Raw genomic sequence first — 21,188 nt, forward strand, 5'->3', positions numbered from 1 at the left:
CGGAGCCGCGCGACCCGCCTGACCCCCCGCCCCTCTCCGGCGGCCCCGCCCCCGCCGCTGCCCCCGGCTCCGTCGCCTGGCCCCGTCACGCGGACGCGGCACGGTCCCGCCCTCATCGCCCCGGCCGGCGTCTCCCGGCCACGGAACGGCCCACGGGGCGGGGCCGCCGCCGTCCGGACGCCCTCACCTGCACGAAGTCCGCGATACGGTCACCCGACGCAATGACATCGTTACCTCACACACCACATTCTTTCGGCTTCCCCTGGGGTGGGGCGCGGACGTGTCGTTAAACTAACGGCGCCGCATGCTTTCCCCTCTCATGGATCCATCCGGAAGGCCGGGGTCGAACGATCCGTCGCACGGTCGCACGACCACGGGAACCCGCCCCCCGTGTATACACAGCGTCACACTTCAGTCACAGTGAGACATTAACGGGGCACGGGCGCCTCCCACCCGGGGACCATCGAGAACCCGACCGCCCGGAACCACCGTCCACTCCCCCGGGCCGGTTCGGGAGCGCCAGAAGATCAAGGAGCACCTCGGTGGAACAGACCAATCACAACTTCCTCACCGGAGGAGGTCAGGCCGGGATCTCCGACCGGATGCGTGACCTGCTCTCCCAGGCCGCCCACGAGCACGACTCCGAACAGAAGTCGCAGGGTGCCGTCAGCGAGGAGATGCGCCAGCGACTGGAGGGCATGGAGTGGCTGCTGCGCGAACTGCGCGAGCGTGAGCTCACCGCCCTCGGCGAGTCGATCACCAAGGTCGACGGCCGGATCGACGACCTGCTCTCCCGCCCCCCGGAATGGGCGGAGACCCTCGCGGAGCACATCGAGATCGTCGGCCAGCAGGTCAAGCCCCTCTCGGACATGCCGTCCCTGCGCGCCGACACCCACCGCATCGCCGGCCACCTGGACACCGCCCTGACCCGGCTCCAGCGCATGGCCGAGACGGGCAACCGGACGTCCGAGCAGATCGCGGAGGTCGGCGAGCGGCTGACCGGCCTGAGCGAGAAGGTCGACGCCCGCCTGGACGCGCTCGACGGCGCCCTGGCGGCCCTGGCCGAGCGGACCGAGGGGCTGGAGGCCTCCCTCGCCTCGCTGTCCGAGTCCGCGGGCGAGCGGCACGAGGCCCTCACCACCACGGTCACGGAGACCCTGGCCGCCGGCCGGGCCGAGCTCGGCGAGGCGGTCCAGGCGAGCCGGGAGGCCGTCACCGCCGCTGTGGGCGAGGCCCGCGAGGCACTGGCCGCCGCCGACGAGCGGCTCGGCGAGACCGTCACCGCCAAGGTCGCCGAGAGCGCTGGCGAGCTGCGGACCCACACCGACGAGCGGGTGGCCGAACTGCGCTCGTTCGTGTCCGAGCACACCGCGGAGCAGCACGAGAGCCTGCTCGCCAGGCTGCAGGAGAACACCGGCGAGCTGGGTGAGCGGACCAGCGCCCTGGCCGAGGAGCTCGCCGCCCTGTCCACCGCCTCCGGGGAGCGCCACGACGCCCTGGCCGCGAAGCTCACCGAGAGCGTCGGCTACCTGAGCACGCAGGGCGAGGAGAACCACGCCGAGGCCACGGCCGCCGTCGCCGACGTCACGGGCTCGCTGGCCAAGCTGCGCGAGAACCACGAGTCCTCCCTCACCGAGCTCCGCTCCCACCTGCGCCAGCGCCTGTCCGAGCTGAGCGAGCAGATGGAGCTGGGCCGCACCGAGGCCCGCGAGCAGGACGAGGCCACCGCCGAGCGGCTGCGCGAGGCCGTCCTCGAACGCACCGACGCCCTGAGCGCCCGGATCGCCGAGGACGCGGAGAAGGTCTCCGGCGACCTCGGGGAGCTGCGCGCCTTCGTCGAGGAGAACGACACCCGCCTCGCCACGGAGGCGGCCGAGCGCCACCAGGAGCTCACCGAGACCCTGGGCGAGCAGGTCCGCTCCCACCAGAGCGCGCTGGACGAGCGGCTGGAGCGCCAGCGCGAGTCCCTCACCGCCAAGGTGGACAACCACCTGTCGCAGATCACCGGCAAGGTCGACCACGAGCTGGGCCGCCTGACCGACCGCTTCGACACCTTCGAGGGCCACTTCGAGGGCAGCTTCGAGGGGATCGAGGGCAAGATCGACGGTGTCGACGGCCGTATCGACGGGCTCAACGGCCGCCTGGACGGCCTCGACGGTCGCGTCAACGGGGTCGAGGGCCAGTTCGAGGGGGTCAGCGGGCACTTCGAGGGCGTGGACGGCCGGATGGAGGCCATCGACGACCGGCTGGAGGCGCTCAACCAGCGGCTCAACCAGCTGCCGCAGACGATGGAGATCACCGAGCTGCACCGCCGCCTGACCGAGCTGGTCGAGCGCCCGCAGCTGGACCACTCCGGCAAGCTCGACGAGATCGACCAGCACGTGACCTCGGCCATCGAGCCCGTCCTGCGCGAGCTCAAGCAGCGGCCGGACCGGCAGGAGTTCGAGGAGACCGTCACCGAGGCGGTCGAGAACTCGCACGACGACGTCACCAAGCGGTTCACGTCGCTGGAGGAGACGGTGCTCGCGCTCGCCGAGGCCCTGCTGCGCCCGGGCCGCGACGGCAAGAAGAAGAAGCGCCGCGACGACGACGAGGACGACGAGTAGCCCGCCCGTCGCCCCCGGCCGTGCGCTCCCCGCGCGGCCGGGCGCCCTCGGCCGACGCCTCCGGCGCGGCACTCGGCGATCGACACGGCGGGGGGGGGGGGGGGCGGGCGGCCCCCCCCCCCCCCCCCCGCCCGGCCACCCCCCCGCCGGGGGCCCCGGGGCGGGGGGGGCCGGGGGATAAGAATCCGCGGCAGCGGCGAGGGCAAGGTCGGGGGGGGCGGGCGGGGCCCCGGCGGCGAGGCGGGGCCCTTCTCCCCGCCGCGCCCGCCGGTTGGGCCGGAACCCTGCTGAGGGGGACGACCGCGAGCCTGGAGATCGCGCGCGTGCTGCGCTGCGAGGAACAGCTCGTGGAACTGGAGGGGCGCTTCCGGCGACAGGAGGTGGACACCCGCGGCTTCGCGCGCGGCATCCACCGGCTCTGGAGCGCGCTCACCGAGGAGCACGTCGCCACGGCCTTCGACCGGAGCCCCTTCCTCACCGGCATCCGCCAGGTGTGCGACGACATCCGGTCCCGCGGGGAGCACTCGATGGTCGTGAGCATGTCCCCGGACTTCTACGCGCGCCTGCTGCTGCGGTTCGGCTTCGACGAGGTGGTCGCGTCGCGCTTCCCGCCGCTCCCCTTCGCCTCCCCCGTGGTGGCCGACGACATCCTCACACCGCGCGACAAGGTGGACATCGTCGAGCGCGCCCGGCTCAGCCGGGGCCTGGCGCCCGACGCCTGTGTGGCCTACGGCGACTCCATGTCGGACGCCCCGCTCTTCGAGCACCTGGCCGCGACCGTGGCGGTGAACGGCGACGAGCGGATCACCGGTCTGGCCGCCGTCCACTACACCGGCGCGAGCCTGGTGGACGCCTACGCCCTCGCCCGCGCCTCCCTCGGCGGGACCGCGTAGGCACCGCGCAGGCGCCCGGTAGGCACTTCGCAGGCGGCTGAGGGCTCACCATGCAGACGCCCGGTAGGCACTTCGCAGGGCGGCTGAGAGCTCACCGCGCAGGCGCCCCGATAGGCACCATGCAGGCCGCCCCTGGTGGGCTCACCGCGCAGGCGCCCGGTAGGCATGACGCAGACCCCCGGTGGCCGCCCCGGTCGCGGCCGTCCGCTCCAGCGCGGAGCGTCCGGCCGCGACCGGGCCGATGCGCGCCGGACGTCGTCAGACGGTGAACACGACCTTGCCGAACAGCTCACCGTCGGCCATGGCCTGGAAGCCCTCCCGCGCCCGGTCGAGCGGCAGGACCCGGTCGATGTCGGGGCGCAGTCCGGTGCGCGCGCACATCTCGATGAGCGTGGCCAGCTCCGCCCGCGTGCCCATCGTGGAGCCGAGGACGCGCAGCTGGAGGAAGAACACCCGTGACAGCTCGGCCGGGGGCGCGTCACCGCTGGTCGCGCCACAGGTGATGATCGCCCCGCCCGGCTTGAGCACGCGCAGGGAGTGCGCCCACGTGGCCTGGCCGACCGAGTCGAAGACGGCGTCCACCTTCTCCGGCAGCCGCTCCCCCGTGGGCACCGTCGCGTGGGCGCCCAGCGTCAGGGCGCGCTCGCGCTTGGCCTCGCTCCGGCTGGTCGCGTAGACGCGGTGTCCGGCCTGCGCCGCCATGCGGATCAGCGCCGCCGCCACACCGCCGCCCGCGCCCTGCACGAGGATCGTCGAACCGGGTCGCAGGTCGGCCTTGCCGAAGAGCATGCTGTAGGCGGTGAGCCAGGCCGTGGGCAGGCACGCGGCCTCCTCGAAGGAGAGCTCGGGCGGCTTGGGCAGCAGGTTGCGCCGAGGCACGAGGAGCTTCTCCGCGAAGGTGCCCTCGTGCACCTCCGACAGCAGCGACCGGCCCGGGTCCCTGGTCTCGTCACCGTCCCCGGCGGCCGGGTCACCGACGACACCGTGCACGATGACCTCGTTGCCGTCCTCGTCCACGCCGGCGGCGTCGCTGCCGAGGATGCGGGGCAGGGTCGATTCACGGAGGCCGATGCCCCTCAGGCTCCAGACGTCGTGGTGGTTGAGGGAGGCGGCGCGGACGTCGACCACCGCCCATCCGTCGCGCGGCTCGGGTTCGGGGCGCTCGCCCGCCTCCAGACCGGAGACGGGATCGTCGAAACTGATGCGTGCTGCGGTGATAGCGAACATGGAACGAAGCCAACCACGAGGACCGAACCGGATTCCAGTCGGGGGGCCGGTCTGTCACCCGAACGCTCTCATGGGAGTTCCCGTCCGTGGGTGAGCCGCTGGTGTCCGATGACGGTTCCGCTGAGCGGATGCGCCGACCGGTGCGCCCGGGGGCGGGGGCCGGTCGGCCGCCTATGAGGGGGTGAACTGGAAGGTCGCGCCTTCCTCGTCGGTGTGGGAGACGTACTCGACGGAGTAGAAGAAGAGCTCGGCCGTGCCGCCGGGCTGGAGCGTGGCGCTCTGCTGCTCCTCCTCGCTGCCCTCCTCCCGGACCACGATCACCTCGGCGCTCTGGTCCTCGGCCATGTACACCTCGAACTCGTACTCGGTGTTCCCGGCGTCCCGCAGGTCACCGGACCACTGCTCGTCGACGACGACGACCGTGCAGTCACCGTTGCGGCAGCTCTTGTGGTTGACGCCCTCACAGGCGGTCACGGAGGCGAGTACGAGGAGGGCGCCCAGGCAGGGCAGGGCGAGCTGGTGGACCTTCATCCTGATTCCGTTCTTCGGGGGACGGCGACGGGACGCCAGGGGGGTCGGGCACGGTCAAAGTAGCAGCGCATCCCGGTGACGGTTCGGACCGGGTGGACGGCACCGCGGCGAGGAACGGCACCGCCACGAAAAGGGGCGGGGCGCCCACGCGCCCCGCCCGCCCCTCTCAGGACAGCGCGCCCAGACGGCCGTACAACGTGCGGTAGATCTCCGCGTTGTGACCCCAGGTCCGGCGGGACGCGACCTCCTCGCGTCCGGCCCGTACGCGCTCCTCGCGCGACTCCTCGTTCTTGTCCAGCGACATGATGGCGTCGGCCAGAGCAGCGGGATCGCCCGGGGGGACCAGACTTCCGGCCCGACCGTCAACGACCAGTTCGCGCAGCGCGGGCAGGTCGCTCGCGATGACGGGCACGCCCAGCGCCATCGCCTCGACCGGTTTGAGCGGTGTGACCAGACGGGTGACGCGCGCATCGATGCGGGGCACCACCATGGCGTCCAGAGCGGCTTGGGCACGCAGCGCGTCGTCGGGATCAACCCGCCCCGGGAGCAGGCACAGATCGCCGAGACCATGGCGCTCGACGAGATCCAGCAGGTCAGGCCGTGCCGGCCCGTCGCCGACGAGCAGAACCCGTATCTCCCGGCCGGTGTCCCGTAGCAAGGCCGCGGCCTCGATCAGGGTCTGGAACCCCTCGTAGTGGGTGAGACTGGACACCGACCCCACCACATACTCCGCCTCGGCGATACCGAACGACTCCCGGAAGGCCGAGCCGTCGGGACGCTTGTCCAGGAGGTGCTCGTCCACTGCGTTGGGCGCGAGCACGATCCTTTCCGGCGCCACACCGCGTTCGACGATCTCTGCCTTCATGGTGTCCGCCAGGGTGACCACGGCGTCGGCCGCCCTGAGCACGGAGGCCTCCCGCTCAACGAGAAGCCGGTGGCGCTCACTCCCGCGCCGGGACGGCGCACCCTCATGCGAGAGCCAGGTCTCCTCCAGGAAGCCACGCATTTCATACACGACGGGGATGCCGAGTGCGCGCCCGACGTGCAGGGCGACAGTGGCGTTCTTGTGGTCACTGGCCGCGTGCAGCACCGCGGGCCGAAGCCACCGGGCCAAGGCCGTGCCCTCGGAGACCGCGACATCGATCCGTTCCTGTAGTCCTTGCTCGAAGCGTTCACCGGGGCGCATCCGGTGGTAGGGAATGCCGTCGACCTCGCGTAGCGCCTCCGTGTCGCCCTCCTCGGGAGCCGGCCAGCCCGGAAAGGTCACGACGTGGGGCTGCAATCCGGCTTCGCGCTGGGCCAGAACGATCCGGTGCGTGCGGACGGTGTAGCCCGCCTGCGTGTTGGGCAACGCGTTCGTCACGAAGTGCAGGACACGTCCGGGCACCGGGGGTAGGACTCCGGGCGCCCGTTCGGGCAGTGCGGGCAGCGGACCGATCGCCCTCCGGTGACTGAGCAGGCGACGGCGCTTCCGATCGGATTGGTCGTCGAAAACGACATAGGGGGCGAGTTCCTCGATAGCCTCTTGAATCCGCCCCTCGACATAAAGCCCCTGGGCGCGCCCCCTCGCCTCCTTGGCGCGGGCAGCGATACGCCACTCCATTCCCGACTTGAGCCCAGCCCCTTGGCGCGCCCCAGTCGAGATGTCGCTGCCGCCCGCCATTGACAGGTAGATGTCCCGAACGCGCCGGTCGACCCTCCGGCCCCAGACCATGACCGCCGCGGTCCCCATCCCGATCACGCCCAGGGCCATGAGCTGAGCAGCCGCGACCAGCGACAGGACGCCCGACGAGTACATCACACCGATCGCACACGCTCCGGTCACCGTCGCCGCGGCGGCCGAAACCTTCTTGTTTTTTCGCGCATATCCCATATGCCCCCCGTTTCCATGGCATCCATCAGCAGGAAGACCCGGGGAACACGTTTCAGAATTCCATTGACACGCGTTTCCCATTGGGCAACAAGGATGGAGAGGCGGACATTATCACCGTTCATCTCCCACTCCAACGAAGGCCCGTGAACGGCATGGCGAGGAGTTGGTCATCCACCGAAGCGCAAAGGCTCCCACCCGGAATCGGTTCGGAAACCGGCACCGCCACGAAGGGGCGGGGCGCCCACGCGCCCCGCCCCTCGTCCTCCGCGGGCTCAGACGGCCAGCGGGTGCTCCACCGGGAGCGAGGTGTCCGTGGCCAGGTCCAGCGTGGACGGCGGCAGACCCGCGGCCACGACCTCGGCGCCCAGCGCGGCGATCATCGCGCCGTTGTCCGTGCACAGGCGCGGCCGGGGCACGCGCAGCTCGATCCCCGCCTCCTGGCAGCGCTGCAGGGCGAGTTCGCGCAGGGACGAGTTGGCCGCCACGCCGCCGCTGATCACCAGGGTGCTGACCCCGTGCTCGACGCAGGCGTCCACTGCCTTGCGGGTGAGCACGTCGACCACCGACTCCTGGAAGGCCGCCGCGATGTCGGCGACCACGAGCGGCTCGCCGCCGCGGTCGGCGTCCTCCACGTGCCGCGCCACCGCGGTCTTGAGGCCGGAGAAGGAGAAGTCGTAGGTGCCGTCGCCCCACTTGCCGCGCGGGAACCGGATCGCCTTCGGGTTCCCGCGCTGGGCCGCCTTGTCGATGGGCGGGCCGCCCGGGTAGGGCAGTTCCAGCAGGCGGGCGACCTTGTCGTAGGCCTCGCCGGCGGCGTCGTCCACGGTGTCGCCCAGCGAGACCACGTCCGTGGCCAGGTCGTTGACCAGCAGCAGGGACGTGTGGCCGCCAGAGACCAGCAGCGCGATGGCGGGCTTGGGCAGCGGACCGTGCTCCAGCTGGTCCACGGCCACGTGGCCGACCAGGTGGTTCACCCCGTAGAGGGGCTTGCCCAGGGCCATCGCGTAGGCCTTGGCCGCCGACACGCCCACGAGCAGGGCGCCCGCCAGGCCGGGCCCCGCCGTGACCGCGATGGCGTCGACGTCGGAGAGCTTCACCCCCGCGCCGTCGAGCGCGCGCCGGACCGTGGGCGTCATCGCCTCCAGGTGCGCGCGGCTGGCGACCTCGGGGACCACGCCGCCGAAGCGGGCGTGCTGGTCGACGCTGGAGGCGACCTCGTCCCCGAGCAGTTCACAGCCGCGCACCAGTCCGACACCGGTCTCGTCGCAGGACGTCTCGATCCCGAGGATCAACGGTTGGCCGCTCATGCTCGCTCCTCCGCCTCGCCGGACTCCGGTCCGGCCGTGGCCACGCGCCGCATGACGATCGCGTCGGCCCCCTTGTAGTATCCGCGCCGCACGCCGATCTGCCGGAACCCGAACCGGGCGTAGAGGTCCTGGGCGCGCGGGTTGTCGTCCCGCACTTCGAGGAACATGTGGGTGACGCCGTCCCGGTCGGCCCGGTCGAGGAGTTCGGCCAGCAGCGCCCGGCCGATACCGCGCCCCCACACGGGCCGGGCGACGGCCATGGTCTGCACGTCGCCCTCGGGCGGCACCGAGCGCAGCCCGGCGTAGCCGACGAGGGCGTCGCCGGTCTCGGCCACCACGTAGCTGCGGCCCCGCGCACCGAGTTCCTCGCGGAGCATGTTCTCGCTCCAGGCGTCCTCCGGGAAGAGGGCGCGTTCCAGCTCCATGACCGCGGGCACGTCGTCGCCGGTCATGGTGCGCAGTCGTACGGGCTCGCCGGGCTCGGCGTAGGAGCCCGAGGCCGAGACGGTCACTTCACCCACTGGCGCACCTTCTTCGGGCTACCGGGCTCCACGGCGTCGGGGCGACGCAGGTAGAGCGGTTCGGGGGCGGGCAGCGCCGTGCCCTGGTGCAGGCGCAGCAGGGCCAGTTCGGCCATGGCGGCGGCGTCCGGGTACAGCGGGTCGGGTTCGGCCGCACCGGACCCGAGGACCTCCGCGTACATGTGGGCCCCGTGGCCGACCAGGGGCAGGCCGCCGGTGTCGAGTTCGGCGGGCCGGTCGACGGCCACCTCGCCCACGCGGTGCAGGCGGTCGTCGTAGCGCGCCCAGAACACCTCCTTGCGGCGGGCGTCGGTCATGGCGACGAACGGGCCGGTCCGGCCGGTGGCGAAGGCCAGGGCGTCGAGCGTGGTGACGCCGTGGCAGGGGACGCCGAGGGCGTCGGCCAGGGCGTGGGCGGTGGCCAGGCCGACCCGCAGGCCCGTGTAGGGGCCGGGGCCGATGCCGACGGCCACGTGGTCGAGGTCGGCCAGGGTGATCCCGGCCTCCCCGACCAGCCGGTGGATGGTGGGACTGAGGAGTTCGCCGTGGCGGCGCGCGTCCACGGACGCGGCGCTCGCGCGCAGGCGGAAGGCCCCGTCGGGGCCGCTCTCACCGATCGCGGCGGTCACCGCGGGGGTGGCGGTGTCGAAGGCCAGCAGCAGCACGGAGACCGCCTATCCGAGCCCGGGCCGGGTGCCGGGCAGGTCGATGTCGTTCCAGCGCGCGCCGACGGCGCGCAGGTGGACGGTTCGGGTGTCGTCGTGGTGGCGCTCGATGCGGATCTCCAGGCGGTCGTCCGCGAGGCCCTCGGCGACGCCCTCGCCCCACTCGACCACGGTGACCGAGTCGGGCTGGGTCATGTCGAGGTCGATGTCGTCGATCTCCGCGGGCCCGCCGAGCCGGTAGGCGTCCACGTGGACGAGGTCGGGGCCGCCCACCAGGGAGGGGTGGATGCGGGAGATGACGAAGGTCGGGGAGGTGACCGATCCGCGCACGCGCAGGCCCTCGCCCAGGCCCTGGGTCAGCGTGGTCTTGCCCGCGCCGAGCGGCCCGGACAGGATGAGCACGTCGCCGGCCCTGGCCAGGGCGGCGAGGTCGCGTCCGAGCGCGCGCATGGCGTCGTCGGTGGCGGCGGTCACCGCGCGCACGGCGGGTGCGGCGGGCGCGGCGCTGTCGGGCACTACGTCGGTGGACACACCTGGGGTGGTCGCGGTTGCGTCTGTCATCGGGCTCGCAGTGGTCGGTGATGGATCGGGAGGTGGCTGGGCACAGTGGTCAGGGCGCGCCGAAGGTGACCTCTTCACCCAGGTTAGGACGGGTGAAGGGCGTCCGTGGCCGGTTCGCGGCACTCGGCCCGGTCCGGTGCTCGACGCACCGGGCCCCGGCCGTGCCCGCGCGGGGCGGGCCCGCGCCCCGGTTCAGGCTCCGCCGACGTACTCGCGCGGGACCCGGGCGCCCACCCGCGTGACGATCTCGTACGGGATGGTGTCCAGGATCTCGGCCCAGTCCTCGGCGGTGGGAACGCCCGGATCCGTGCTCGGGTCCCCGAACAGGATCGCGTCGTCCCCCGCCCGGACGGGGTCGTCGCCCACATCGACAACGAACTGGTCCATGCAGACTGTTCCCGCGATCGTACGCCTGCGTCCGCCGAGCAGCACCGGGCCCTTGTTGGTCGCGGCCCGGGGCACGCCGTCGCCGTAGCCGAGGGGCACCAGGGCCAGGGTCGTCTCGCGCTCGGTCACGTAGCGGTGCCCGTAGGAGACGCCGCTGTCGGAGGGCACCCGCTTGGCGAGGGCGACGCGGGAGTGCAGGGTCATGGCGGGGCGAATTCCGGACACCGTGTAACCGGGAATCGGGATGAGCCCATAACTCGCGATGCCCCCGCGCACGAGATCGAACCTCGCTTCGGGGAGGGTCAGGAGCGCCGCGGAGTTGGCGATGTGGCGAACGTCGGGGGTCAGACCCACCTTGTCCGCCGCCTCCAACGCCTCGTGGAAGGCGGAGAGCTGGCGCCCGATCGAGGGGTGGCCTGGCTCGTCGGCGCACGCGAAGTGCGACCAGACGCCGCTGACCCGCACGTGTCCGGCGTCCTCGGCGCGCGCGGCGGCCTCCACCAGGTGCGGCCAGTCCGCCGGGCCCACGCCGCCGCGGTTGAGGCCGGTGTCGGCCTTGAGCTGGACGCGCGCGGTGCGCCCGAGGCGGCGTGCCGCCTCGACGACCTCGTCCAGGATCGCGCGGTCGCTGACGCCGAGGTCGATGTCGGCCCCGACCGCCGCGGCCACGGGCTCGCCGGGCGGAACGATCCAGGCCAGGACGGGCGCGGTGATCCCGGCTTCGCGCAGGGCCAGGGCCTCGTGGATGAAGGCGGTGCCGAGCCAGGTGGCACCGCCCGCGAGCACGGCCCGCGCGGCCGGAAGCATGCCGTGGCCGTAACCGTCGGCCTTGACCACGCCCATCAGCGGGGTGCCGCCCGCGCGCTCACGGAGCAGCCGGGCGTTGTCGGCGATCGCGTCCAGGTCGACGCGAGCGTGCGCGAAGTGAGCCATGGCCCCAGTCTTCCACGTGTGGTTACCGCGAAGGAGCTGCGGGTATGTGGTGTTCGACCGAGTTCGGCGCCGTATCTGGGGGTATCGGCATGAGCGAGTTCGGAAGTGAGCGATCCGTCAACGCGGTTCGGCTGTGGTCGGGAGGCCTCGCCACCGCGGTGGTGGCCGCACTGGTGATCTTGGTGGGCACTCTCGTGATCCGTGGGGTCATGGGGATTCCAGTGCTCGCCCCGGAGGAGGCCGGTTATCTGGGCGATGTCGGGACCGTCGTGTACGCGCTGATGGCAGCCGTCGCGGCACTCCTGGCCACGGGTCTGCTGCACCTGCTGCTGGTGGCGGCACCACGGGCACGCGCCTTCTTCGGGTGGATCATCGGGCTGGTCACGGCGGTCGCCGCGGTCACCCCCTTCACCCAGGGAGCCGAACTGTCGAGTCAGATCGCCACGGCCGTCATCAACCTGGTCGCCGGGATCGCCATCGCGACGCTGCTGAGCAGTGTGGCGAACACTGCGGTCGTTCGGAGTCCGCGCCGCGGCGGGCCGAGGGAGCGTCCGGCCCTGCACCACGAAGGGATCCTGCCGGACGTGGAGCAGGCCGAGTACCGGGGGCAGCCCCGGGGACTGTGACGCACCCGCTCGCGCGGAGTGGACGTGAAGCGCAGGAGGGGGCGGGGCCCGCACGGGTCCCGCCCCCTCGCGTGTGCGGGGGTGACGGGGCGGCGGGCACCGCGCTCGAAGGGCGTTCCCTAGCCGTTGTTGACCAGCACGCCCTCGACCATCGCCGAGCGGACGATCCAGTGGTGGCCCTCCGTGTCCCGGAAGTCGAGCAACCCGAACTCGTCGTGCATCAGGCGCTTGACCGTGTCCAGGGTCTGGGCATCGGTCCGGCCCTCCGATCCACCCAGGTCACCGGGGTGGAACACGTGCCTGCGGCCCGACCGCATGTGCAGAATGATCTCCGTACTCATACGCTCCTCCTTCCCCGCCTGCGTGCGCGCACCCACGCCGGTGCCCGCCCCGGTCGGTCCCGCCCTCCCGGTGTGACCGCCGCCACACATCCGTTTTGTCGTTCTCGACGGGATACTGAGAACCCCCCTCACTCTCGGTGCGTCAGACACCATGGGCGACGGGTTCTCCACGCGGGTGGGGATTCCAGCCGCCGCGGCCCCGGACACACCACGCGGGAAGAAGGAGGACCGACCGTGAAGTTCGACGCCGTGCCCGTGGAGGAGGACGAACTCGTCCCCTCACCTTCCGCGGCCCCCGGTACGGCCGCCGGCGAGCCCGACGACCTCCCCGGCTCCCCTCCGCCCGGCCTACGGCTGCGGCGGGCCTTCGAGTACGCGCACGTGCGCGCCGGCGTCGACCTCACACGGGTGCACGGAGCCCTGAACCGGATGCACCACACCATCGAGGTCGCCCACGCCCGGGAAACCCCGCACACCGGCACCGCCCCCACGGACCCGCTCCCCAGCGACGTCTTCCGCCCCGAGGCCTTCCAGGCCCGCGTCTCCCCCTGACCGTCCTCCGTACCTCCGGCCCCCGAGGAGTTCGTATGTCCGCGTGGGATATCACGCCCCAGGAAGTCGGATCCGTCCTGTCCACCACCGCCGGCTACATCGGCGAGGAGGGCGGCTCCGACGGTCTGCTCGGTGAGATGACCAGCCTGGAAAGCACCATCACCAACCTGAACAGCTACGTGAACAGCGCCCCCATCTCCGTCTCCCTGGGCGAGTTCGCCGAGCACTACTTCGGTCTCATGGGCGACATGCTCAGCCTGACCGCCAACGCCCTGGAGCGCACGAGCGAGGCGACCACGGCCTACGTCGAGGGCAACAACGAGATGGCCCTGGAGTCCCAGCGCAACGCCGGCGTGGTGCCCCCGCCGCCTCCACCGCCCACCTACGGTCCCAACGTGCCGGTCTGACCCCTCCGCCTGTTCCGACCGCTCCGTCTCCCCCACGGCCCGTCCCATCCGGCGCCCCCGCGCCGCGCCCCGTGCTCGTCACCCCTGCCCACCCCCACACGGAGGGATTCCCGTGTTCCCACCCGAACCGTCAGTTTCCAGCGCCCCACCACTCAGCCTCGACGAGCAGATGGGGATGCTGACCGACAGCGAGGGCAAGATCAGCCCGGCCACGTTCCCGGAGCCCAGCGCCTATCCCGGCTCCATCGAGATCTACGCGTCGAACCTTCGGACGGCGGGGGAACAGGTCAGCGGCCTCGGCGACGACATCAAGTCCGCGTGGGGCGGCTTGACCTCCTGCTACCAGGCCCCCGAGGCCGGAGAGCTCTACTCGGTCCTGGATCCGGTGGCCACCGACGGCGACACCGTCCAACGGGCGATGAACCGCGCCGCCACCGCCCTGGACAACTTCGCCGAGGACCTCACCGGCATCAAGTCCCGCTGGTCGAGCCTGCGCACCGAGGCCTGGGACCTGCGCGCCCGCATCGCCGAAAAGGGCGACGAATGGCGGGACGCCGAGGGGCTCAAGGGGTTCTTCGGGGTCGGTGAGAGCCCTCTGGTGGAAGAGAACCAGAACCTGATCGACAAGGGCATCCGCATCATCGAGGACTACGCGGAGGCCGAGCTCACCTGCGCGAACGCCATCAACCTCTTCGTGCCGCGCCGCACCAGGTTCGAGAAGGCCGACGCCGACTCGGACAGCCTGGATCCGAACGTCTTCTACCACGGCTTCGAACAGGACCTGACGGAACTGGCCACCGAGTGGGGGATCGAAGGGGCCACCACCAACGAGCACTGGTGGGTCGACGCCGGAGCGGCCGCGTGGGACTTCGGGGTCGGCGCGGTCGAGGGCCTCGGTGCCATGGTCGGTGCCCACAGCTCCGAGGGCTGGTTCTCCATGTCGTGGGACGACGCGATGCTGGAGAACTGGGAGGGCACCCTCCAGTCGGTGTCGTCCCTGGTGGGCATGTACGACGCCGAGTCCGACAGTTACGGCTGGGCCGGCTGGGACACCGTCGGCGATGCCTGGAAGGAGGCCGCCCACGCGGTGGTGCCGTGGGAGGAGTGGGGCGAACGGCCCGGCTACGTCATCGGTACCGCGCTGCTCAACATCGGTGTGGCCGCGGCCGGTGTCGCGCTGTCGGCGACCGGTGTCGGCGCCGTCGTCGGCGTTCCCCTCCTGGCCTGGCGCGGCGCGTCCATCCTCAACAAGATGAGCGGCAGCCGCCTTCCGGACATGGACATGCCCTCCGGCGACTCCCCCACCCCCATCTCGATCCAGCTCAACCTCCCGAACTTCGCCGGCGGCAACAGGACCCTGTTCGAGTTCGACCTGTCCGGGTTCGGCGGCACCGACCCCAGGCGCATCCAGGACATGCAGGACGCCCTGGCCCGATTCGCGGAACGGCACGAGGGCGCGGACGGCACCGGCGACTCGGGTTCCCCCTCAGGCACGCGCCCCCGCACCGGTGACGACTCCACTACGGACGAGAACCGGCGCGCCTCTCCGCACCCCGACTACACGGTCGAGGACCTCCAGGACGGCATGACCGTCGAGGACGTGCTCAACCCGGCCTCCCCACAGGCCACCGCGCTCCGGGACCAGTACGGCGCGGACTTCCGCCGGGCCGACGCGGAGCAGGGCGGCGACCGCGACGACTGGGAGGGTTCGGGCGACGGCGAGTTGGAGTACGCCGGCCTCCGCCCGGGTCCGAACCACCTAGAGGGCTCCGCGACCCCGGACACGCCGCGGAACCAGCGGGCCGACCTCTCCGGCTCGGACCCCGACTTCGACGTCCCGGACGACTTCCGCCCCGACGGCCCGGAGATGATGGACCGGTCCCCGACCGTCACCAACAGTGTCGACAACGACACCCGCCCGGGCGACTCACCCACCAACGGCAACGACGGGCAGAACAACTCCCACGTGGATCAGGGCGACGGCTCGACCACGGTCACCACCGGCGGCGGCTCGAACGGCGGACACGGTCCGACGGGCGGACCGGACTCCGGCCTGCCGGGCGACGGCGACAGCGAGCCCTTGGACCCGAATCGGCGGGACACGCACACGCGTGCTGTCCGCACGCAGGAAGTCATCGACGAGCTGGGACTTCGCCCCGGCGTAAGGCCGCCTGACTTCAACCAGCGCTTCGTCGATCTCATCAGTGAGCGCCCGGACCTGCTCAACGAGTTCTATGACAGCCGCGACTACCGACGCAGAGCCGACTTCAAGATCCTGGGGATCAAGCTGCCGATCCTGACCCGCTCCGGGGACGGCGTGTTGATGCCCAAGAGTAGCCTCCCCGAGCCGGACGACCCCACCTATCTCACCAATGAACCGAACCGTATCGAGGTCAACGGAGACCCGAACCACCCGGACGTGGTTCGTCTGAACGGCGTTGCGGCAGCCCGGCAGACCGCTATCGACAATGTCATGGACGCCACCTCCGAGTACGTGAAGGAACGCAACAAGGTCGGTGATCGGCACCCCGAGGTACAGCGGTTGCGGCAGGAGTACGAGGACGCGCTGGCGCGGCACGATAGCAACGAGTCGCATGCCGACGTGAAGCAGGCCAAGGAGGCCTACGAGACCCTGCGCAACACGCAGGGAGACCTGGACCCGAAGGTCCAGCGGCTGAGCGACGAGAAGAACGATCTCATCGGTGTGTCCTCGCGCGCGAGCGAGGACTTCGGTGAGGCGGTGGCCAGGCAGATCGCCGCGGAGAAGTTCGACGGCAACACCACCATCACCCTGGACGACGGCTCCCCGCTGGAACTGCCGAGAATCACCGAGGAGATCAAGCCGAACACCTACCCCGGGCACGGCAACAGCCAGTTCGACCAGATCCACCGTGCCGAGGGTCCAGACGGCAAACCGATGTTCGTGGTGATGGAGGCCAAAAGCAGCCTGGGAACTGAGCTCGGCGAACGCACGATCCAGCCGGCCGCTGGCTCGAATGGAATCCCCACTCGCGTCTCACAGGGCACCAGGCCCTACTTCAACGACATCCTCGATGCCATGGAGGAGCGCGGAGAGAAGGCCATTGCGAAGGGTTCGGAGACCTTCGAAACTCCGAACAACGAAGCGAGGCTCGCCGACGAGCTCCGTGAAGCCATGGAGAGCGGCCGTGTGATCTATGTGGAGGCCAAGGGCGATCCACGTGGGTCGCAGTACGGTGGGGGCCAGTTCAAGCTGTTCGATATCCGCGACAACACGAACCAGTAAGGACCCACAGCATGACCTTCTCTGTCCCGGCCCCTGACTTCGGTTCCCCTGGCCTCGTGAACCTGCTTCCACGCATGCCCGACAAGCGGGCTCGGGTTGGCAGGACAGCCGAGGAACGCCCTAGCTCCATCGACCTCAGGCTGAACTCCATGTGGTCGGACGCGTGCACCACATTGGCGGTGGATCGTCGAGCCGCGAATCTGGAGACCTGGGAAGCATGGACAGCCGCCATGCAGATCTACAACGCCGTCTTCGACATCACCATCCCCGAACCGGGCACCCCGGTCGAGTTCATGTTCGACCACAAGGTCCGGCACACCACCGCGACCGGCCCCCGGTACTTCGCCGACGCCGGGGTCTGGGACATGGCGTTCTACCTCGCCATCACCTGCCGCGACCAGGACCGGTGGACGAAGCTGTGCCACATCGACGTCGAACTCCTACGACGTGCGCAACAGGGCCAGGGCCGCGAGTACAACCCCTTCACCTACCACTGGATCGCCGCACGGCAGGCCTACATCCTCCACCGGCCCAACCTCGTCGAGGAACTCACTGCCGCCATGGAACTCTCCGACCCCGCACGGGCCGAGTTCGGCGACCCCGACTACCTCAACAAAGTCGTCTTCCCCCAGATGAACACCTTCCTCACATTCGCCCAGGGCGACTCCGACGGATTCAACGAAGCCCTCGCCAACGGCCTCACCCTCTGGCGCGACTACAACACCGCTAACGAGGAACGCGCACAGGACGTCAAGAACGTCACGCCGCTGGGCCTCCTCGCCCTGGCCTGCATGGGCTATGACCGCAGCTTCCACGAAGCCGGGTTCCGACTCGAAGTCGAATCCGACTACCTTCCCAAACACATCGTCGAACGCTCCTGGTACGGCGAATTCGACATCTGATTCGCCATACAACACATGAAACTGCAACACTTCGCGCATGAACGATCTCCCTCCGCAGCCGTCCGCGATGTCCGCTTCCGGTGCTCCCACGCCTGCCTCCGCCCCGTCCGGAGTGCGTCCCAAGGCCCTCTGGTACGGGATCTCCGCGGCGCTGGCGCTCGCGTGCGTGCTCGCCATCGGGCTGGCGGTCTTCCTCGCCAACAACCCGATCCGCGCCACCCCTGAGGTGGTCGCCGAGATACGACCGCGCGAGACCGTGGAGCTCGAGGTCGGCGAGGGTGAGGCGGAGGCCTGGGCTGTCTACTCCACGCCCGGCGGAAGGCCCGCCGACTGCGAGTTCATCTCGCCCGCCGGGGAATACAGGCTGTTGTCCCCGGACCAGCGGCACGATGGTGAGAGCCACGGCGAGTGGATCTTCCTGGGCGTGCTGGACACACCCGAACCGGGGACCTACGAGGTGCACTGCTCAGGCGCAGGGCACTCCGGGGAGGTCCGTGAAGGGGTCGACTACGTGGTGGGCGGCGCGGACGTGATCCACTCCGTGAACGCTCAGCGCAACACCGTGCCGACCATCGTCATCATCACCGCCCTGGCCGGGCTGGGTGCGGCCGTGCTGCTCGCGGTGGTCACGGCGGTACGCCGCGGCGTGGCGAGGAAGCGGGCGCGCTCGGACCGGGCCATGGTCCAGCACCCCTGACCACTCGGCCGAACGAGGCCGAGTAGCGTACGAATCCTCCCGCTTCCCGTGAAGGAGCACCCCCGTTGAGCCATGACGTGATCGCCCTGTTGGCCGAGAGTCCCGACCGGCGTTCGCTCCTGGACGCGCTGGCCCAGGCAGGGCCGAAGCTGCGGGTGCGGCTCGTGGCAGAGGGGGCCGTGGTCCAGCTGCGTGACGGCTCCGGCCGCCTCGTGCTCGCCGTGCAGGCCGCGCAACGGCTGGCGGTCTCCTCCGAGGCCGACCGGCTGCTGGCGGACGGGGTGAGCGACGACCTTCCCGCCCAGCCCTACTGGGTGGAGGCCCGGGGCGCCGAACTCGACGACACCGACACCACCGGCATGGCCCGCCGCTTCGCCCGACACCTGGTCGAACGGCACGGCGGCACGCTCTGGGAGCCCGAGTCCCGGCTGCCCCGCGACGACGCACACCTCGTGGGAGTCACCGACCACCCCGCGGTGACCGCCGTGACCGGGAAGAACGCCGTCGTGGTGCAGGACCGCCCGGTGGTGTCCCTGTCGAACTGGCTCGTGGACGCCCTCGCCGTGCACGGGCGCGACGGGCTCGGCCTGCAGGTGGTCACCCCGTCCACGAGCGTCCTCACGCACGCGCTGCGCTCCTTCCTGGGCAAGCGCGCCGCGACCTGGGTCGTGCGCGCGCCCGACGGCCGCTACTACGACGGCTTCAACGGCCTGCCGCTCGTGTGGGCGGACGGCACCGGCTTCGTCCCCGACCCCGGGCTCGATCCCGAGGACGGCCCGAACGAGGCCTTCCGCGTGTCGCCCGACGACGAACCGGTCGTACTGCTGCACGTCGACCTCCAGATCGACCACGCGGTCCGCGGCGACCTGGAACTCGGCGGCACCGTGGAGGAGCTGACCGCGAGCCTGGCCGGCGTGCCCCCGTCCGTCTGGGGTACCGCCGAGCCCCTCACGCGCCCCTGGGACCGCGCCCGGATCACCAGGACCGCGCGGGGCCGCGCCCCCGGCCGCACCTGGCTGGCCTTCTCCGGCCAGCCCGGCGGCCCTGACGAGGACGCGCTTCCCTTCGCCGGCACTCTCCGGGTCTCACGCACGTCCGCGGGAGTGCGCGAGCACGTCCTGCTCACGGTGGCCCACCGGCCCGGCGGGGAGCCGGACCTTGACGCCCTCATCCCGCTGCTGCGCGAACTGGCCGCCCAGGGCGGTCTGCGCACCATGACCGTGCTCCGCGCGCTCGGCCGCGCCGACCTCACCACGCCCCCGCGCTGGGCCGGGGTGCCCGTGCCCGTGGGGCTGGCCGTGGGCGCCGAAGGGGTGCTGGAGACGGGCCGGGACAGGGCGTTGAAGGCGCCGGTGGAGGGTGTCGCGTACGGACCGCGCCTGACCCCGGTGGTCTGGTACCGGATCGGCGACGGCACGGAACCGGACTCCTGGGACCGGTTCCGCGCCCTCATGGAGCACCTCAGGCCCCGTGAAGCCTCGTGAGGCTTCGTCGGGCCCCTCCACATCAGGACCCGCCGAGCGCCGTTGACCCCCGCCAAGCCCCATCGAGCCTGGCCCGCGCCCGCCCATCCCTGTTCGGCCCGCTGAGCCCCGCCAAGCCTCGCCGAGGCCCCGCCGGCGCCCGTTGAGTCCCGTCAGGCCCGGTTGACCAGGGTGTCGGCGTGCTCGGGGCTCAGGCAGTGCTCGATGACCGTCACGGCGGCGCCGATGACGCCCGCGCTCTCCCCCGCGGTGGAGGACACGATGCTCAGGTGCTCGGTGGCCAGCGGCAACGAGCGCTGGTAGATGATCTCCCGGACCCCGGCGAGCAGGTGGTCGCCGGCCAGGGCCAGCGCGCCGCCGATGACGATGACCGACGGGTTGAACATGTTGACCGAGGCGGCCAGCACCTCGCCGACGTCGCGCCCGGCCTGGCGCAGGGCGCGCAGCGCCGGGACCGATCCGTTGCGTGAGAGCTCCACGACGTCGCGGGCGCCCCGCGCCGGGACGCCCTCCGCGGTCAGCGCCTCGGCGAGGGCCGCGCCGCTGGCCACGGCCTCCAGGCACCCGGTGTTGCCGCAGCGGCACTGGCGGCCCGCCCCGCTGGGCACGTGGATGTGCCCCATGTCCCCGGCCGCCCCCTGGGCGCCCCGGTAGACCCGGCCCTCGCTCACGATGCCGCAGCCGATACCGGTGGCGACCTTGACGAACATCAGGTGGCTGGCGGTGGGCCAGGCGACGTGGTGCTCGCCGACGGCCATGATGTTGACGTCGTTGTCCACCAGGACGGGCACGGGCAGGCGCGCGCCGACGTAGCCGGGCACGTCGAAGTTGTCCCACCCGGGCATGATCGGCGGGTTGACCGCGCGGCCGGTGGAGTACTCGACCGGTCCGGGCAGGCCGATGCCCACCCCGAGCAGGTCGGTCACCTCGCGGCCGGCGCCGTCGAGCAGCGCCCGCCCGCGGTCGACCACCCAGTCCAGGACCGGTTCGGGCCCCAGCGCGATGTCGAGGTCGGCGCGCTCCTCGGCCAGCACCGTCCCGGTCATGTCGGTGAGCGCCAGCCGCGCGTGGGTGGCGCCCAGGTCGGCGGCCACGACGACGCGGGCGTCGGGGCGGAACGAGAACGTCGTGGGCGGTCGCCCGCCGGTCGAGGCGGCCTCGCCCGCGGGGCCGATGAGCCCGCTGGCCAGGAGGGCGTCCACGCGCTGGGTGACCGTGGATCGGGCCAGTCCGGTCACCGACGCCAGCTCGGACCGGGTGCGCGGTCTGCCGTCGCGCAGTATCCGCAGCAGTGTCCCCGCCCCTGGTACGGCGGCCGTCGCGCGCAACTCCGTCAAACCCCTGCCCCCCGTCAGCACCTCTTCCGTCATGAATCCAGTCAAGCACAGGTTCCGTGGCGAGGTTCGAGCG

Annotated in this window: 19 protein-coding genes; 9 read left to right on the forward strand and 10 right to left on the reverse strand. The window is 71.5% G+C overall.

Annotation, left to right across the window (positions count from 1 at the left end; all coding sequences use genetic code 11):
• Positions 1-542: 542 nt before the first annotated feature.
• Positions 543-2,606, forward strand: a complete 2,064-nt coding sequence (locus ADL05_RS13165) for a hypothetical protein (protein WP_053617232.1) — start codon at positions 543-545, stop codon at positions 2,604-2,606.
• 323 nt (positions 2,607-2,929) lie between these two features.
• Positions 2,930-3,499 (forward strand): HAD family phosphatase, encoded by a 570-nt coding sequence (locus ADL05_RS13170; RefSeq protein ID WP_231640733.1) that lies wholly within the window; start codon positions 2,930-2,932, stop codon positions 3,497-3,499.
• Between the two features lie 258 nt (positions 3,500-3,757).
• On the opposite strand, the gene ADL05_RS13175 is transcribed toward ADL05_RS13170, so the two are convergent.
• From ADL05_RS13175 to alr, 8 genes are all read right to left on the reverse strand, one after another.
• Positions 3,758-4,726, reverse strand: coding sequence for a zinc-binding dehydrogenase (locus ADL05_RS13175; RefSeq protein ID WP_053617233.1), 969 nt, complete (start codon positions 4,724-4,726; stop codon positions 3,758-3,760).
• A gap of 171 nt (positions 4,727-4,897) precedes the next feature.
• Complete coding sequence (locus tag ADL05_RS13180) at positions 4,898-5,257, reverse strand: hypothetical protein (RefSeq protein WP_053617234.1); 360 nt, start codon at positions 5,255-5,257, stop codon at positions 4,898-4,900.
• A gap of 166 nt (positions 5,258-5,423) precedes the next feature.
• Positions 5,424-7,130 (reverse strand): glycosyltransferase family 4 protein, encoded by a 1,707-nt coding sequence (locus ADL05_RS13185; RefSeq protein ID WP_053617235.1) that lies wholly within the window; start codon positions 7,128-7,130, stop codon positions 5,424-5,426.
• 272 nt (positions 7,131-7,402) lie between these two features.
• Positions 7,403-8,437: a tRNA (adenosine(37)-N6)-threonylcarbamoyltransferase complex transferase subunit TsaD gene (tsaD, locus tag ADL05_RS13190; RefSeq protein WP_053617236.1), complete on the reverse strand. Its 1,035-nt coding sequence runs from the start codon at positions 8,435-8,437 to the stop codon at positions 7,403-7,405.
• Positions 8,434-8,889 carry a ribosomal protein S18-alanine N-acetyltransferase gene (gene rimI, locus ADL05_RS13195; RefSeq protein ID WP_053617302.1) on the reverse strand — a complete coding sequence of 152 codons (456 nt, stop codon included), beginning with the start codon at positions 8,887-8,889 and terminating at the stop codon, positions 8,434-8,436. The genes tsaD and rimI overlap by 4 nt, the downstream gene beginning before the upstream one ends.
• Positions 8,890-8,945: 56 nt before the next feature.
• The gene (gene tsaB, locus ADL05_RS13200) at positions 8,946-9,623 is read right to left on the reverse strand and encodes a tRNA (adenosine(37)-N6)-threonylcarbamoyltransferase complex dimerization subunit type 1 TsaB (protein ID WP_053617237.1); all 678 of its coding nucleotides are present in this window, start codon (positions 9,621-9,623) and stop codon (positions 8,946-8,948) included.
• A gap of 9 nt (positions 9,624-9,632) precedes the next feature.
• Positions 9,633-10,184 carry a tRNA (adenosine(37)-N6)-threonylcarbamoyltransferase complex ATPase subunit type 1 TsaE gene (gene tsaE / locus ADL05_RS13205; RefSeq protein ID WP_053617238.1) on the reverse strand — a complete coding sequence of 184 codons (552 nt, stop codon included), beginning with the start codon at positions 10,182-10,184 and terminating at the stop codon, positions 9,633-9,635.
• Positions 10,185-10,376: 192 nt separating this feature from the next.
• Positions 10,377-11,504: an alanine racemase gene (gene alr, locus ADL05_RS13210; RefSeq protein WP_053617239.1), complete on the reverse strand. Its 1,128-nt coding sequence runs from the start codon at positions 11,502-11,504 to the stop codon at positions 10,377-10,379.
• 89 nt (positions 11,505-11,593) lie between these two features.
• Between alr and ADL05_RS13215 the strand changes: the two genes are divergently transcribed.
• Positions 11,594-12,130, forward strand: a complete 537-nt coding sequence (locus ADL05_RS13215) for a DUF6069 family protein (RefSeq protein ID WP_053617240.1) — start codon at positions 11,594-11,596, stop codon at positions 12,128-12,130.
• Positions 12,131-12,249: 119 nt separating this feature from the next.
• On the opposite strand, the gene ADL05_RS13220 is transcribed toward ADL05_RS13215, so the two are convergent.
• Positions 12,250-12,471 (reverse strand): hypothetical protein, encoded by a 222-nt coding sequence (locus ADL05_RS13220; protein WP_053617241.1) that lies wholly within the window; start codon positions 12,469-12,471, stop codon positions 12,250-12,252.
• 234 nt (positions 12,472-12,705) lie between these two features.
• Between ADL05_RS13220 and ADL05_RS13225 the strand changes: the two genes are divergently transcribed.
• The 6 genes from ADL05_RS13225 (at position 12,706) to ADL05_RS13250 (ending at position 19,778) form a co-directional block, all read left to right on the forward strand.
• Entirely contained in the window at positions 12,706-13,023 is a 318-nt protein-coding gene (locus tag ADL05_RS13225; RefSeq protein WP_053617242.1) for a hypothetical protein, read from the forward strand.
• 35 nt (positions 13,024-13,058) lie between these two features.
• On the forward strand, positions 13,059-13,430 hold the full coding sequence (locus tag ADL05_RS13230; protein ID WP_053617243.1) for a DUF6507 family protein: 372 nt from the start codon (positions 13,059-13,061) through the stop codon (positions 13,428-13,430).
• A gap of 169 nt (positions 13,431-13,599) precedes the next feature.
• Positions 13,600-16,695, forward strand: coding sequence for a hypothetical protein (locus tag ADL05_RS13235; RefSeq protein ID WP_156365834.1), 3,096 nt, complete (start codon positions 13,600-13,602; stop codon positions 16,693-16,695).
• A gap of 149 nt (positions 16,696-16,844) precedes the next feature.
• Positions 16,845-17,597: an immunity 49 family protein gene (locus ADL05_RS13240; RefSeq protein WP_082376361.1), complete on the forward strand. Its 753-nt coding sequence runs from the start codon at positions 16,845-16,847 to the stop codon at positions 17,595-17,597.
• Between the two features lie 37 nt (positions 17,598-17,634).
• Positions 17,635-18,294, forward strand: coding sequence for a hypothetical protein (locus tag ADL05_RS13245; protein WP_156365835.1), 660 nt, complete (start codon positions 17,635-17,637; stop codon positions 18,292-18,294).
• 65 nt (positions 18,295-18,359) lie between these two features.
• Positions 18,360-19,778, forward strand: a complete 1,419-nt coding sequence (locus ADL05_RS13250) for a DUF6177 family protein (RefSeq protein WP_053617246.1) — start codon at positions 18,360-18,362, stop codon at positions 19,776-19,778.
• A gap of 152 nt (positions 19,779-19,930) precedes the next feature.
• Here the strand turns inward: ADL05_RS13250 and ADL05_RS13255 are convergent, their stop codons facing one another.
• The gene (locus ADL05_RS13255) at positions 19,931-21,148 is read right to left on the reverse strand and encodes an ROK family transcriptional regulator (RefSeq protein ID WP_053617247.1); all 1,218 of its coding nucleotides are present in this window, start codon (positions 21,146-21,148) and stop codon (positions 19,931-19,933) included.
• Positions 21,149-21,188: the final 40 nt, after the last annotated feature.

It is taken from the genome of Nocardiopsis sp. NRRL B-16309 (assembly GCF_001279585.1).
In the GTDB taxonomy this organism is placed as follows: Bacteria; Actinomycetota; Actinomycetes; order Streptosporangiales; family Streptosporangiaceae; genus Nocardiopsis.